The organism is Streptomyces sp. NBC_01306, assembly GCF_026340465.1.
GTDB lineage: Bacteria > Actinomycetota > Actinomycetes > Streptomycetales > Streptomycetaceae > Streptomyces.
Window position 1 is genome coordinate 3,231,845 of the sequence record NZ_JAPEPC010000001.1, and the last position, 12,765, is coordinate 3,244,609.

Sequence of the window (12,765 nt, forward strand, 5' to 3'; positions counted from 1 at the left end):
AACGCAATGTCGCGTATCGCGAAGGCCGCTGCCGTACTCGCGGGCACCGGCGCCGTCCTGGCCGGCTCCGCCGGTCTGGCCGCCGCCGACGCCGGAGCCCACGGTGCCGCTGTCGGCTCCCCGGGTGTCATCTCCGGCAACCAGGTCCAGGTCCCGGTGCACATCCCGGTGAACCTCTGCGGCAACACCGTCAACGTCATCGGTCTGCTGAACCCGGCGTTCGGCAACACCTGCGTCAACGCCGACCGCGGCCACGACCACGACCACGGTGGCTACGGCCACGACGGCTACGGCAACTGAGAGACCGGCCCACCGGTCCGACCCAGCTGAAACGGCGGGAGGCAGCGCCTCCCGCGACCTGCGGCCATCCCCTCCGAGGGGATGGCCGCAGCCGTGTCCGCAGGGTCCGCGTGTCCGCAGGGTCCCGGCTGTACCGCTCTCTCAGGCGTACCGGTAGAGCGACGCATGGCTCAGCAGCGACGACGGCTTGACGCCCCACGGCTCCATCGGCTCGTCCAGGCTGAAGATCCGGCCGCTCTGCGGATCGTTCGGGGAGAGCTTCCTGGCGGGGACGAACCCGGCGTGCGGATGCGCCTTCTGCCAGCGGTCCCACACCAGGTCGCAGAAGGAGTGGTGCAGCCAGAAGACCGGGTCGTTGGGCGAGGTCGCGGTGTTCATCGCGCCGCCCACCCAGCGGTGCACCAGGTTGTGGTTGCGCCAGGGCGGGCCGTTGCCGACCGACCAGCCCTCGAAGGTGTTGCGGAACCCGTTCGGCACGGTGGAGTCCCACGGGGCCGCGTCGTACAGCGGTTCCCTCATCGCGCGGGCCAGATCGGCCCGGCTCGGCAGCGAAACGGGGCGGGCGGGGCGGCCGAAGTTGCGGGTCAGGAACCGGTTGTCGGTCACGCCGACCGTGACCTCCCAGTTCCCCTCGCGGTACGCGAAGGGCCCGGTCATCACCTGCTCGTCCGACCTCCTGCCGTCGCCGCCGAGGAAGTCGTCTCCCCAGAGCCCGGCAGCCGGGGTGTTGTCGACCGTCCAGTCCCAGTAGGGCACGGTGACACTGGGGTCGACCGCCTGGAGGGCGCGCTCGAATTCCAGCACGAAGCGCCGGTGCCAGGGGAAGAAGGTGGGCGCCATGTGGGCGACCCGCTTCCCCCGCGAACCGTCCGGCACGTAGTACTCGCCGTGCGTGCGGACGAAGTCGTCGTACTGGCCGGAGCGCTTGACCTCCAGGACGGCGGAGACGAACCGCCTCTTCTCGGTGGCCGTGAGGTCCTTCTGGTTCTTGCGGGTGTACACGAGTCAGGAACCTCCCCGGTCAGAGCTGGTGCATGAGTGTCAACGACAGCTGAGCCGCGCCCAGTTCATCGACCGCGGCGCGCGCCGCCGCGAGGGGCGTCGGGTACGACTCGTAGTGGTCGACCATGCTGAGATAGCTGCCGTCGGCCCGCCGCATGAGGTGCAGCGGCCTGCCGTCGACGGTCACCTCGGTGTAGCCGCCCTCCGCGCGGCCCCGGATGCGCCGGCCCCGGTACATCTCGTCGAACACGTTCCGCAGCTCCTGCGGCGGCCCCGGTGACAGGACGTTCTTCCCGTCGTCGCCCTCCTGGCCCTTGGCGGCCGTTCGCACGATCGGGGCCAGCGCCACCGCCGTACCGCCGACCGCGCCCGCCGCGAACAGGGCGCGCAGCGCACCGCGACGGGACAGCAGCTCCGGCTGCTTCGTGGGTCCCTGACGACCTGTCGGGTCGGCCGGTCCTGCCTGACCCGACTGCCCTCGCGATCCCGCCCGCTCCCTCCCCGCCGTGCCGCGCGTGGACGTTCTCATCCTGGCTCCTTCCGGTTCACCCCGCTGGTCAGTGCGGTCCGCCGCGCACGCTGCACACGGGGCCGCGCCTTCGGTGACAACGACGGCACGAGGAAACAGTTATTCAGACAAGTCACAACATCGGCGCGCCGACCAGCAGCTGCGGCTCACTCCGCTGCTCCCGGCCCGGCGGCCGTTCGGCCGTACGAGGGGAATGTCCCGCGCCGGGGCGGGAACTTGTCCGCCCGGCCGGGCGGGGACGGCCGGCGCCGCCGTGGATGCGCCACGATGACGGCCGGACCAGGGCTGTTCGGCCCGGCGGGAAGGACATCGACGGATGAGGGTCCCGGCACGGCCGGCCGTGCGGCACACGGTTCACCCGGCGGAGGCGGATCTCGCCGACCCGTTGTTCTGGCAACTGCCGTGCGCCGTAAGGCTGGACGCCTTCGCCGCGCTCCGTAAGCTCGGCCGCCCCGTGTACTTCACCGAGCGTCCCGCCACCTGGCGCAGGCCCGAGCAGGGGTTCTACGCACTGGTCAGCCACGCCGACGTGGTGCGGGCCAGCCGGCTGCCCGAGGTGTTCGCCAGCGCCCCCGGTGTCACCACGCCGGAGCCCGCCCGCTGGGTCAGGTTCCTGTTCGGCGATTCCATGGTCAACCTGGACGCCCCGCACCACACCCAGCTCCGCCGGGTGGTCTCCCGGGCCTTCACACCGCGGCTGCTCGCCGCTGCCGATGAGGACATCCGCCGGGTCGCCGGGCGGATCGTGGACGACATGATCGCGCAGCGGCCCGGCGAGTTCGTGGCGTCGGTGGCTTCGCGGATGCCGTTCGAGGTCATCTGCAACCTCATGGGCATCCCGGAGCGCTACCGCGCCGACATCGCGGGCCGTGTCGACCACGCGTCGGAGAACGCGGGCGTGCGGCGCGGCATCGGCGCCCGGCTGCGCGACCCCGGGCGCGGGCTGCGGGCGCTGGCCCGGATGCATCTGATGATGGTGGCACTCGGCCGCGAGCGGCGGCGCCGGCCCACCGGTGACCTGATCTCCGCGCTGGTGCGCGCCGACGTCGACGGGCAGGGGCTCGGCGCCCGCAGCCTGGGCTCGTTCTTCTCGCTGCTGATGGTGGCCGGGGTGGAGACCACCCGGAACGCGATCACCCACGCGCTGACGCTGCTGACCGAGAACCCGGAGCAGCGTGCCCTGCTCACGTCGGACTTCGAGCGGTACGCCGACGGGGCGGTCGACGAGGTCGTACGGCACTCGACGCCGATCATCCAGTTCCGCAGGACGGTACGGACCGAGTACACGCTGGGCGGGCACCTCTTCCGGCCGGGCGACAAGGTGGTCCTCTACTACGCGTCGGCCAACCGCGACGAGGCGGTCTTCACCGACCCGGACGCCTTCGACATCACCCGCAGCCCGAACCCGCATCTGGGGTACGGCGGCGGCGGTCCGCACTTCTGCCTGGGCTCGCACCTGGCGCGGCAGGAGATCAAGGCGCTCTTCCGGGAGCTGCTGAGCCGCCCGCAGGCGCTCCGTGCGGTGGGTCTGCCCGAGCTGGCCGGCTCGAACTTCGACAACAGGGTGCGGGCGCTGCGGTTCGCCTTCGACCCGCCCGCGCAGTGACAGCGGGCGGGCCGGAGGCCACCGCGTGACAGGGCGGGGCGGGGCTACTTCCGCAGCTTGGTGACCGGCAGCATGCAGTGTGCGGAGGTGGCGAGCATGCCCTCGTCGCCGACGAAGGCGCTGAGGACCTCCTCGGAGACGGGCCTGCCCGGCACCGCCTCCGGCCACGGCTTGCTCGCGAACATGAAGTGCACCTCGCCGCGGTCGGCCACGGCCTGGAGCCACTCCGGCGGGACCGGGCACTGAGCGCTCAGATACGGCATGTTGATGGCGGCCTGGCCGCCCTCGACGAGCAGCTTGACCGGGAAGCCGGGCCGGGAGCCGTCGGCCAGCGAGCTGCCCAGCGGGATGCCGAGCTCGCCGAAGAGCGTGCGTACGGCGGCCTCGCCCGCCTCGGCACCGTCCTTGCCGTCACCGAGTGAATAGGCCAGCAGATAGGGCGTGTTGTTCGTTTCGGGGTCGCCGGACCAGGCGAGCACGGAGAGGGTGCCCAAATGGTCGCGCTGGACACTGCTTGTGGCGGTGTGGGATGCGGTCATGGCTCGGCACCCTAGTGGCGGGCCGGGACGCCCAGGGTGGCCGTTCACCCGGATGGCGGAACCGCGGGCCGCAAACCACCGGTCAGGGCGTACGCGTGTGTCACCGGCCCCCGAGCCACGGCGTGGCGTCGCGCCCTTCACCTGGATGGAGCTGACTGAGGGTCACGGAACCCACCGATGGCCCAGCGCAGCGCGCCCATGCGGCCCGTCGGGTGGACGGTTTGACCAATAGCTCACGGTTCCGAGGATTCAGATTCCGTCACCTTCACCAGTGCACGAGTTCGAAGTTCACGAGTACACGAGTTCACCGGTACACGAGTTCACGAGGAGAAGCCCATGCCGCATTCACGCCGTCGGTTGAGGGGCGCTTGCATCGCTGGTGTGGCCACCGGTCTTCTCCTGACCGGTGCGGGCGGCGCGCACGGAGCACTCAAGCCGCCGCCCCCTCCGGCCCCGTCCCCCTCCGGATCCGCTCCTGTGGCGCCGAAGGATGCGGCACCCGCGGCGAAGGACTCCGTACCCACTGCGCCGAAGGGCCCCCTGCCCGCCGTGCCGAAGGACTCCGTGCCCGCGGTGGGCGCCTACCTGGACTACGGGCCGGAGGGCATCGCACGGATGGCGGACCTCTCGCACTGGCTGGGCGGTGCGGAGCTGCGGGTGGGGCACACCTACCTGCCGGGCGACGTCTGGTCGAACATCGAGGGGCAGCCCGACTTCCTCAGCCCCTGGGCGAAGTGGCGGCGCGCCAAGCCCGACCGGATGTTCGTGCTCAACGTGCCCATGCAGGAGCACAACGAGGACAACCTGTCGGACGACGAGGTCCGGGACCTCATCGGTCAGGGAGCCCGGGGCGACTTCGACGACCACTACCGCAAGCTGGCCACCCGGCTGGTGCGGCTGGGGGTCCCCGACACGGTGATCGTGCTGGGCTGGGAGATGAACGGCACGACCTACACCCAGCGCTGCGGCCCCGACCCGCAGGGCTGGAAGACGTACTGGAACCGGATCGTCACCGCGATGCGCTCCGTCCCCGGCCAGAAGTTCAAGTTCGACTTCACGCCCAACCGCGGCCCGGACGACATCCCCTGGACGCAGTGCTACCCGGGCGACCGCACGGTGGACATCGTGGGGATGGACTCGTACGACCAGCCGCCGGGCGACACCTTCGAGGACCAGGTGAAGGGGCCGTACGGACTCCAGGCGCAGGTCGACTTCGCGACCGCGCACAAGAAGCAGATCTCCTACCCCGAGTGGGGGCTCTACAGGAACGGCGACGACACCGACTACATGCGCGGGATGCTGGCCTGGTTCGACGCGCACAGACCGCTCTACCAGACCATCACGGACTACTGCCCGCACGGTGTATGGCAGTGCGACGAGAACCCCGACGCGTCGAAGATCTTCCGGACCGCGGTGTCCCAGGAGACCGAGCAGGAGCCGGGCACCGAACCGAGCACCGAACCGAGCACGGAGCCGAAGCCGACCGGGCCGGAGCCGACGGAGCCGGAGCCGATGGGTGGGAAGCGGTGGTGCGTCCGGATCGACCTGGGCAAGTGGGCCAACCCCTGGTTCAAGCCCCGGAAGATCTGCTGGACCCTGCCGAAGGACTGACGGGCTAAGGGTTGACGGGACGGCCGGCAGGACGGCGGGCGGCGGGACGGCGGGCGATCACCGCCCGCCGTCGGGTGACCTGCCCGCCCGCCGGCCGCCGATCCGGATGCGCCACTCGCGTGCCACGGGCCCGAGGGAGCGCACCGCGTCGGCCGCCCGGTCCCGGCCCGCCAGCTGGGCCGCGTACAGGTTCAGCGCCGGGGCGAGCGCTGCCGGTGCGAGCAGCAGCCGCTGGTTGGTCACCACGGCCGGGCGCCAGTGGCTCTTGTACGGCTCGGTGCCGCGCAGCAGGCTGATGACGGTCCGGCCGCTGTCCGCCGCGTGCCGGGCGTCGCGGCGCAGCAGCATCGTCGCCACGTCGACCTTCTTCGTACGGAGCTCGGGGTCGGCGCCGTACAGATAGCCGCCGCTGAGCTGTGCGGACTGGAGCGTGACATTGGCGGCGACCACCGCGCCGTCCAGCCGGTACTCGGTGAGCGCCGCGTCGCCGTCCCTGACCATGCGCTGGGTGGCGCGTGTCAGGTGTTCGGCGAACCGGGGCCTGAGGTGCTCGGGTGTGACCCCGCGCCCGCGCCACTGGAGCTCGTGCAGCCGCAGCAACTCCCTGATGGTGCACGGCACTTCGTGCTCGGCGACGGCGCGCTCCTCGATCCGCAGCGCGTCGAGCTTGCGCAGCTTGGCCCGGACCCGCTGGGCCCGTGCGGAGGCCAGCCGCTTCACCAGCTGGTCGATGGGTTCGGCGGGCAGTTCGAGGCAGACCGAGTCACTGAGCCTGCGCCGGGCCCCCGTCCAGCGGGCGTACAGCTGCTCGGCAGCGGCTCCCGGCCGCACCTCGCGCAGGTCGATCACCGCGTACCGGGCGGCCCGGCGCAGCCCCTCGGCGAGCGCGGCGAGCGTACGGGGCGGCTGCGAGCCGTCGATGAGGACATCCGAGAAGTCGGAGATGCCGCCGCCCAACGGGACCAGCAGCGGCAGCGGGCGGTGCACGAGCATCAGCGGGGCGGCTCCCACCAGCCGTCCGCCACGCCGTACGAGCACCACCCGCAGCCGGCCCGGTGTGCCGTACGAGAGCCACCAGGAGTGCAGCCAGGGGTGGCTCTGGAACGGGGTGGCGGTGGCGCAGCCGCGGTGCAGCGCCATCCACTGGGTCTCCAGCGCCGCGAACTGCCGCTCGTCGCGGCACAACGTCACGGACAGGCCGGCACCGGCACCGGTTCCGGTCGCGGTCCCAGTTCCGGTTCCAGCCCCGGTCCCGGCCCCGGTGGCCACCGCCATCAGACGTGTTCCTTCTGCTGGGCGGGCTCGGCGAGCGCGTCGGACCCGGTGGCCTGGGCGGGCGCCGGGACCGCGGTGCCGGTGCTCCCCTGCTTGCGGCGCGGGCGGACCAGCAGCGCGAGGGCGCCGACGAGGCCGCCCGCGCAGCCGCCGACGGCGATACTGACCGGCAACGAGGGCGAGACGGCGGCCGACGGCGGGACGGCCTTGGAGAACAGGACGAGGCGGACGCCGGTGCTGTCCGAGGCGCCGTTGGCACCGGCGGTGAGCGCTCCGGCCACCGCGTTGGCGATGTGGGCGGCCGTGCCGGGGCGCGTCGCGCTGCCGGTGATGCCGATCATCGGGGACTCGGGTGAGGTCTCCGTCCTGACGTGCCGCCCCAGCGTCCGCGCCGGGACGCCCGCCGCCGGCTGCGCCGCGGCGAGGGTCGACGCACTGGTGGAGATACGGCCGTACGCCTGGGCGAAGCCGAGGGCGGTGGCCGGATCGGAGCCCTTGGCGGGCGCGGCGACGACATAGCTGGTGGCGGCGTAGTCGGGCGCCGCGAGCGCTCCGTACGACGCACCGCCGACCACACCGACGAGTGCGCAGAGCGGCAGCGGCCACCAGGCCGGCAGCGCGGCAGCGCGGCGGCGGACGGCCCGTCCGATGGTGCGGGGGATGGCGCGGTGCTCTTCGCGGGGCGAATCAGGCATGGGGCTCACTTCTCCGTCGGGATCTGCGTCGGGGGTCTGCGTCGGGGGTCTGCGTCGGCACGGGGTTACGGAACGGACCTGGGCTTACGGAACGGGCGTCACGAACGGAGGGCGTACGCGCGGAACGGCCGGGGCGGCCTCGGCGGCGCGGGCGTACACCCCGAGCAGGCTGCCGGCGCTGCGCGCGATGTCGTAGTGGCCGACCACCGCAGGCGGCTCCAGCCTCCGCACACCCAGCTCCAGTTGGTGACGGAGCGCCGCCTCGAACGCCCCGGCGCCGCCCGGCACCCGTACCGCGCCCGGCACCGGCTCCGCCGGCAGGTCGTCGAGCGCGGGGCAGGCGGCGTGCAGCACCGGAAGACCGGCGGCCAGTGCCTCGACCACCGCGAGCCCGAAGGACTCCTCCTCGGACGCGGAGACGAAGACGTCCACCGCGTCCAGGACAGCGGGGACGGTCGGCCCGGTGTGCGGCCCGTCGGGCAGCGCGTCGCACTCGCCGAGGAAGTGGACGCGGTCACCGGCCCCCAGCCGCCCGGCGAGCGCCCGCAGCGGCTCCCGCTCGGGCCCGTCCCCGGCCAGCACCAGCCGGACCCCGGGCAGTGCGGCAACCGCCCGTACCAGCAGGTCGAACCGCTTGCCCGGCACCAGCCTGCCGACACCGCCCACCACGAAGTCGCCGGCCGGGATGTCGAGCAGGGCCCGGGTGGCGGCCCGTACCTGCGGGTCGTGCCGGAACCGCGCCCCGTCGATGCCGTTCGGTACGACATGGATGCGCCGCGCCGGGACGCCCCAGCGGCGCAGCCGGTCGGCGACGGTCGACGACACCGCGACGGTCGCGGACCCCAGCCGCTCGGTGCGCAGATACAGCGCGCGGGTGGACGGGGTGAGCGGGCGGCCCTCGATGTACCGCTCGCCCAGCGAGTGTTCGGTGGCGATCGTGGTGCGGACCCCGGCCAGCCGGGCGGCGATCCTGCCGTACACACAGGCGCGGTACAGATGGGTGTGGACCAGGTCGTACCGGCCGCGCCGGATCAGCCGGGTCAGCCGGGGGAGCGCGGTGAGGTCGCGGTTGCCGCCCATCCCCAGATGGGTGACGGAGACCCCGTCGGCGCGCAGCCCGTCGGCGACCGGGCCGGGGTTGGTGAGGGTGACCACGTCGCACTCGACGGGCAACCGGCGCAGCAGCAGCCGCAGTTGCTGCTCGGCGCCGCCGACGCCGAGCCCGGTGATGATGTGCAGGACCCTCACCGGCTGCCTCCGGGCGCCGGCTGCCGCAGTTGGCGCAATTGACGCAGCTGGTGCAGCTGGTGCAGCGCCCGTTTGGTGTCCAGTCGCAGGCCTCGGTCGGCGTGGCTGATGTGGGTGCGGGCCAGCGCGTGGTCGCCGGCGAGCGGCCCGGGGGCGATGGCACAGCCGTAGGAGTATCCGGCGTCGCGCACGGCGTCGACGGTCCGCCGGTCGAGGGTGCCGTACGGGTAGCAGAAGCCCTCCGGTGCGACCCCGGTGATCCGGCGGAGCAGCTCGCGGCTCCCCCGGGTCTCCTGGCGCAGCTCGTCGTCGACCAGCTCGGTGAGGTCCTGGTGGTACAGGCCGTGCGAGCCGATCTCCATGCCGGCCGCGGCGGCGGCCCGGATGCCGTCCTCGGTGAGGAGCGGCTTGCGCGGGCCGAGCGCGTCCCAGGCGTTCTCGCCGCCCGGCCTGCCGGGCAGCACGAACAGGGTGGCCGTGCACCCGTGGAGCTTCAGCAGCGGCAGCGCGTGGTCGGTGAAGTCGCGGTAGCCGTCGTCGAAGGTGAGCCCGACAAGACCGCGCCCGCGCCCCTCGGCGCGGGCCCGCAGCAGGGCCCCGACGCCGACGCCGGTCAGCCCGCGCCGTCTGAGCCGGCGCAGCTGGTGGCCGAGGCGCTCGGGCGAGACGGTGATGCCGTACGGGTCGTCGGCCGGGTCGGCCACCGAGTGGTACATCAGGATCCACGGCTGGATACGGGACCGGGGCGCGGGCGGAGCGGCGTCACGTGACGCCGTATCAGCGGACATGGCGGAACCTTCGCTTGGTGAGATCGAGCAGGCCGACGATTTCGGGGGCGCGCAGCGCCAGTGCCGCCGCCGCGAACACACCGGGCACCAGCAGGCAGCCGGCCGCCAGGCTCGCCACCGCGCCGGGGATCAGCGGTGCGGCGAACAGGCCCACCGCGCAGGCGGCGACGGCTGCGGCGGACAGCCTGGCGAGCGTCAGGGCGACCCCGCGTACATGGATGGAGACGACCCGCGAGCCGAGCCCGCGGAGCAGCAGCACAGCGGTGACGGTGATCCCCAGGGCGTTGGACGCGGTGATGCCGTAGACCCCCCACGGGCCGACGGCGAGCGCGCCGGCGACCCCGTTGACGAGGAGTCCTGCGGCCATCGCGGCGGCCGGGAACCAGGTGGGGCGCACCGTCGAGAAGAACGGTCTGCCCAGCGCGCCCACCAGACACTGCCCGAGCAGCCCGAGGGCGTAGACCCGCATGATGGAAGCGGTGGTCGCGGTGTCGGCTGCGCTGAACGCACCGCGCTGGAAGAGGACTTCGATGATCTGCGGCGCGTAGGCGACGACGACCGCCGTACCGGCCAGCACGACGACCCCGGCCAGCGCCAGATCGCGTTCGACCCGGCGCCGCGCCTGGTCGCCCTCGCCGTCGGCGACGGCCTTGGCGACCACCGGGAAGGTGACCGTGCAGATCATCAGCGACAGCATCATCGGCACCTGCGCGACCTTCTGCGCGTAGTTCAGGTGCGAGATGGACCCGGCGGGCAGCGAAGCGGCCAGGAACCGCTCGACGAGGACCTGGGACTGACGGCAGACGGTGAAGATGAGGACGGGCGCCAGCACCCCGAGACCGAGCAGAGCGGGCCGCGCGGCGGGGACCGCGCCGATGAGCGGAGCCTCGCCGTTGAGCAGGGTCTGGCCAGTGAGTACGGTCTCGCCGCCGGACGGCCGTACGGCCAGGTGCCTGACGAAGGCGGGCAGTTGGGCCAGCACCATCAGGACGCTGCCCGCGGCGACCCCGGCCGCGGCGGCGCGTACCCCCCACAGGGAGTGCAGCACCAGCATGGTGACGATGATGCCGACGTTGTACGCGACGTAGATCGTGGCGGGCGGCAGATAGCTGCGGTGCGCCCGCAGCGCCGCGCTGAGATAGCCGGTGACCCCGAACGAGAGCACGGTGAGCGCGGTCAACCGCGTGCACTGGACGGCGACTTGCGGCTCGGCGAGGCCGGGTGCGAGCAGCTCCACGATCACCGGGGCGCCCAGCACGAGGAGCCCGGTGGTGCAGCCGAGCAGGACGAGCAGCCGCGGCAGGGTGGCCGAGACCAGACTCCGTACGGGGTCCGGGTGCTCCCCCGCGGCGCGGCGGGCCAGCGCGTGGCTGAAGGCCGGTACGAGCACCAGCGCCATCGCGTCCTCGATGAGCAGCGTGGACGCCATCTCCGGCACGGTCCAGGAGATCAGGAAGGCGTCGCTGTCGCTGCCCGCGCCGAAGAGATGCGCGATGCTCTGGTCCCGGACCAGACCGAGCACCGACCCGGCGACGGTCAGCGCCGCGGTGATCGCGGCGGCCCTGGCCAGTACCTTCCCGAGCCGTGGCGGTCCCTGCTGCGGCACGGGCGGCGTGTGGACCGCGACGGGCGGCGGCGGCACGGCGGTACGGGCCGTAGCGCGCGGGCCGGTGCCGGTGGCCGTCTCGTTCATCCGGTTCATACGGCGCCCGGCCGTACGGAGGCGGGCGTCAGGGCGGCGCCGGGGGACGCCGGGCCCGGAGTGACGGCGCCGGGAAGCGCCGGGCCCCGGGTGACAGCGCCGGGCTCCGGTCCCGTCAGTGCCCACCAGGCGATGAGGCCGAAGACGATGCCGGTGAGCGCGGTGGCGGGGCCGCCGATGTCCGCGTACAGGAAGTCGACCGTCTGCCAGAGCATCAGACCCACCGCCATGAGCCCGCAGTCGGCGGCCGCTCCGCTCCGTCTGCGCGCGGAGAAGAGGCGGCGTGCCCCGCCCGCCAGGAGAGCGGCCCAGCTGCCGGCCAGCGCGGTGATCCCGACGAGGCCCTGTTCGCTGAGGACCAGCAGATACATGTTGTGCGGCGAGAGCAGCGGCTGGCGCTGGAAGGCGTGGCCCGCGCCCGCCGTGTCGGAGCCCGACGAGAGCCCCAGTGAGGCGTGTCCGTCGCGGTAGGCGGGGAATCCCTTCAAGCCGACACCCGTCGCGGGCTCGTCGTGCCACATGCCGACCGCCGCCGCCCACATCGTGTACCGGTCGGTGACCGACTGGTCGGGGGCCGCGGTGACCTGGGTGATCGAGCCCAGCCGCTCGGTGATGAGCTGCGAGCCGACCCCGAATCCGCCGACGAGCACCACGGCGACCGCGACCGCGGCGGTCAGTGCGCGCACCGCCGTACGCAACCCGGCGAGCAGCACGACGGCGAGCACCGCGACCGCCGTGGCGATCCACGAGCCGCGGCTGAAGGAGAACGCGAGGGGCAGCACCAGCGCCACCGCGGCGGCGGTCGCGGCCGGGCGCACCCAGCGGGGCGCGCCGGGCGGCGGTCGCAGCGCGAGCCCGGTGGCCACGACCATCCCGAACGCCACGATGGTGGCCATCCCCATGACGTCGGTGGGGCCGAAGGTGCCGACGGCCCGGATGTCGGAGCCCATGTAGGAGGCGCCGCTGCGGGTCGCGTACTGCCAGACGCCGAACCCGCCCTGGACCAGGGCGAGTACGACGAAGAACCCGGCCACGAACCGGAAGTCGCGGGCGTCCCTGAGCAGCAGTACCACGGCCGCCGGCACCAGCACGAACACCTGGAGGTAGCGCACGAAGCCGGGGAGCGCGGCCACCGGGTCGGCGGCGGTCACGGTGGCGACGGCCAGCCCCACCACCGGAACGCCCAGCACGACAGCGGCGGCCGGGCTCAGCGGACGCGACCCCGGTCCCGTCCCGCGCAGCAGCCGTACCGCGCAGAACAGCACCAGGAACGCCGAAGCCATGTCGGACACGGAGATGTTGGTGGAGGTGCTCGCCCCGTTCCCGTACTCGAAGGGGACGGCCAGCAGCACGACGGGCGCGGCCACGGGCAGCACCGGCCACCAGCGGGCGAGCCGCCCGGAGAGCGGTGGGGCGGGCGGTCCGGTACGTGGCCGGGGCAGCACGGGGGCCGGGGTGAGGACCGTCACG

The 12,765-nt window shown here is 73.1% G+C and carries 12 protein-coding genes; 3 read left to right on the top strand and 9 right to left on the bottom strand.

The window, feature by feature from the left end; all coding sequences use genetic code 11:
* The first annotated feature begins 6 nt into the window (after nucleotides 1–6).
* Nucleotides 7–300, top strand: a complete 294-nt coding sequence (locus tag OG385_RS14050; protein ID WP_266854979.1) for a chaplin — start codon at nucleotides 7–9, stop codon at nucleotides 298–300.
* A 141-nt stretch (nucleotides 301–441) separates the two neighbouring features.
* Here the strand turns inward: OG385_RS14050 and OG385_RS14055 are convergent, their stop codons facing one another.
* Both OG385_RS14055 and OG385_RS14060 read right to left on the bottom strand, forming a co-directional pair.
* Complete coding sequence (locus OG385_RS14055) at nucleotides 442–1,302, bottom strand: tyrosinase family protein (RefSeq protein WP_266854981.1); 861 nt, start codon at nucleotides 1,300–1,302, stop codon at nucleotides 442–444.
* Between the two features lie 19 nt (nucleotides 1,303–1,321).
* On the bottom strand, nucleotides 1,322–1,831 hold the full coding sequence (locus OG385_RS14060; protein ID WP_266854983.1) for a tyrosinase family oxidase copper chaperone: 510 nt from the start codon (nucleotides 1,829–1,831) through the stop codon (nucleotides 1,322–1,324).
* A 316-nt stretch (nucleotides 1,832–2,147) separates the two neighbouring features.
* On the opposite strand from OG385_RS14060, the gene OG385_RS14065 reads away from it, so the two are divergent.
* Entirely contained in the window at nucleotides 2,148–3,437 is a 1,290-nt protein-coding gene (locus OG385_RS14065) for a cytochrome P450 (protein WP_266854985.1), read from the top strand.
* A 44-nt stretch (nucleotides 3,438–3,481) separates the two neighbouring features.
* Here OG385_RS14065 and OG385_RS14070 read toward each other — a convergent pair whose 3' ends face one another.
* The gene (locus OG385_RS14070) at nucleotides 3,482–3,976 is read right to left on the bottom strand and encodes a DUF5949 family protein (protein ID WP_266854987.1); all 495 of its coding nucleotides are present in this window, start codon (nucleotides 3,974–3,976) and stop codon (nucleotides 3,482–3,484) included.
* Between the two features lie 336 nt (nucleotides 3,977–4,312).
* On the opposite strand from OG385_RS14070, the gene OG385_RS14075 reads away from it, so the two are divergent.
* Nucleotides 4,313–5,587 carry a glycoside hydrolase family 26 protein gene (locus OG385_RS14075; protein ID WP_266854989.1) on the top strand — a complete coding sequence of 425 codons (1,275 nt, stop codon included), beginning with the start codon at nucleotides 4,313–4,315 and terminating at the stop codon, nucleotides 5,585–5,587.
* Between the two features lie 57 nt (nucleotides 5,588–5,644).
* Here OG385_RS14075 and OG385_RS14080 read toward each other — a convergent pair whose 3' ends face one another.
* The 6 genes from OG385_RS14080 to OG385_RS14105 all read right to left on the bottom strand — a co-directional run bounded on the left by OG385_RS14080 (nucleotide 5,645) and on the right by OG385_RS14105 (nucleotide 12,737).
* Complete coding sequence (locus tag OG385_RS14080; RefSeq protein WP_266854991.1) at nucleotides 5,645–6,862, bottom strand: GNAT family N-acetyltransferase; 1,218 nt, start codon at nucleotides 6,860–6,862, stop codon at nucleotides 5,645–5,647.
* A complete protein-coding gene (locus OG385_RS14085) occupies nucleotides 6,862–7,557 on the bottom strand; it encodes a lipopolysaccharide biosynthesis protein (protein ID WP_266854993.1) in 696 nt (231 codons plus the stop codon). Before OG385_RS14085 ends, OG385_RS14080 begins: the two co-directional genes overlap by 1 nt.
* Nucleotides 7,558–7,641: 84 nt before the next feature.
* Nucleotides 7,642–8,805, bottom strand: a complete 1,164-nt coding sequence (locus OG385_RS14090) for a glycosyltransferase (protein WP_266854995.1) — start codon at nucleotides 8,803–8,805, stop codon at nucleotides 7,642–7,644.
* Nucleotides 8,802–9,593, bottom strand: a complete 792-nt coding sequence (locus OG385_RS14095) for a polysaccharide deacetylase family protein (protein WP_266854997.1) — start codon at nucleotides 9,591–9,593, stop codon at nucleotides 8,802–8,804. The genes OG385_RS14090 and OG385_RS14095 overlap by 4 nt, the downstream gene beginning before the upstream one ends.
* A complete protein-coding gene (gene murJ, locus OG385_RS14100; RefSeq protein ID WP_266854999.1) occupies nucleotides 9,583–11,286 on the bottom strand; it encodes a murein biosynthesis integral membrane protein MurJ in 1,704 nt (567 codons plus the stop codon). The genes OG385_RS14095 and murJ overlap by 11 nt, the downstream gene beginning before the upstream one ends.
* A gap of 5 nt (nucleotides 11,287–11,291) precedes the next feature.
* Entirely contained in the window at nucleotides 11,292–12,737 is a 1,446-nt protein-coding gene (locus OG385_RS14105) for an O-antigen ligase (protein ID WP_266860845.1), read from the bottom strand.
* Nucleotides 12,738–12,765 lie beyond the last annotated feature (28 nt).

What these genes read in the sequence shown, in the direction of transcription:
- OG385_RS14050 (WP_266854979.1), top strand. Translation starts at nt 7, where the DNA reads ATGTCGCGTATCGCGAAGGCCGCTGCCGTACTCGCGGGCACCGGCGCC.
- OG385_RS14060 (WP_266854983.1), bottom strand. Translation starts at nt 1,831, where the DNA reads ATGAGAACGTCCACGCGCGGCACGGCGGGGAGGGAGCGGGCGGGATCG.
- OG385_RS14065 (WP_266854985.1), top strand. Translation starts at nt 2,148, where the DNA reads ATGAGGGTCCCGGCACGGCCGGCCGTGCGGCACACGGTTCACCCGGCG.
- OG385_RS14070 (WP_266854987.1), bottom strand. Translation starts at nt 3,976, where the DNA reads ATGACCGCATCCCACACCGCCACAAGCAGTGTCCAGCGCGACCATTTG.
- OG385_RS14075 (WP_266854989.1), top strand. Translation starts at nt 4,313, where the DNA reads ATGCCGCATTCACGCCGTCGGTTGAGGGGCGCTTGCATCGCTGGTGTG.
- OG385_RS14080 (WP_266854991.1), bottom strand. Translation starts at nt 6,862, where the DNA reads ATGGCGGTGGCCACCGGGGCCGGGACCGGGGCTGGAACCGGAACTGGG.
- OG385_RS14085 (WP_266854993.1), bottom strand. Translation starts at nt 7,557, where the DNA reads ATGCCTGATTCGCCCCGCGAAGAGCACCGCGCCATCCCCCGCACCATC.
- OG385_RS14095 (WP_266854997.1), bottom strand. Translation starts at nt 9,593, where the DNA reads ATGTCCGCTGATACGGCGTCACGTGACGCCGCTCCGCCCGCGCCCCGG.
- murJ (WP_266854999.1), bottom strand. Translation starts at nt 11,286, where the DNA reads ATGAACGAGACGGCCACCGGCACCGGCCCGCGCGCTACGGCCCGTACC.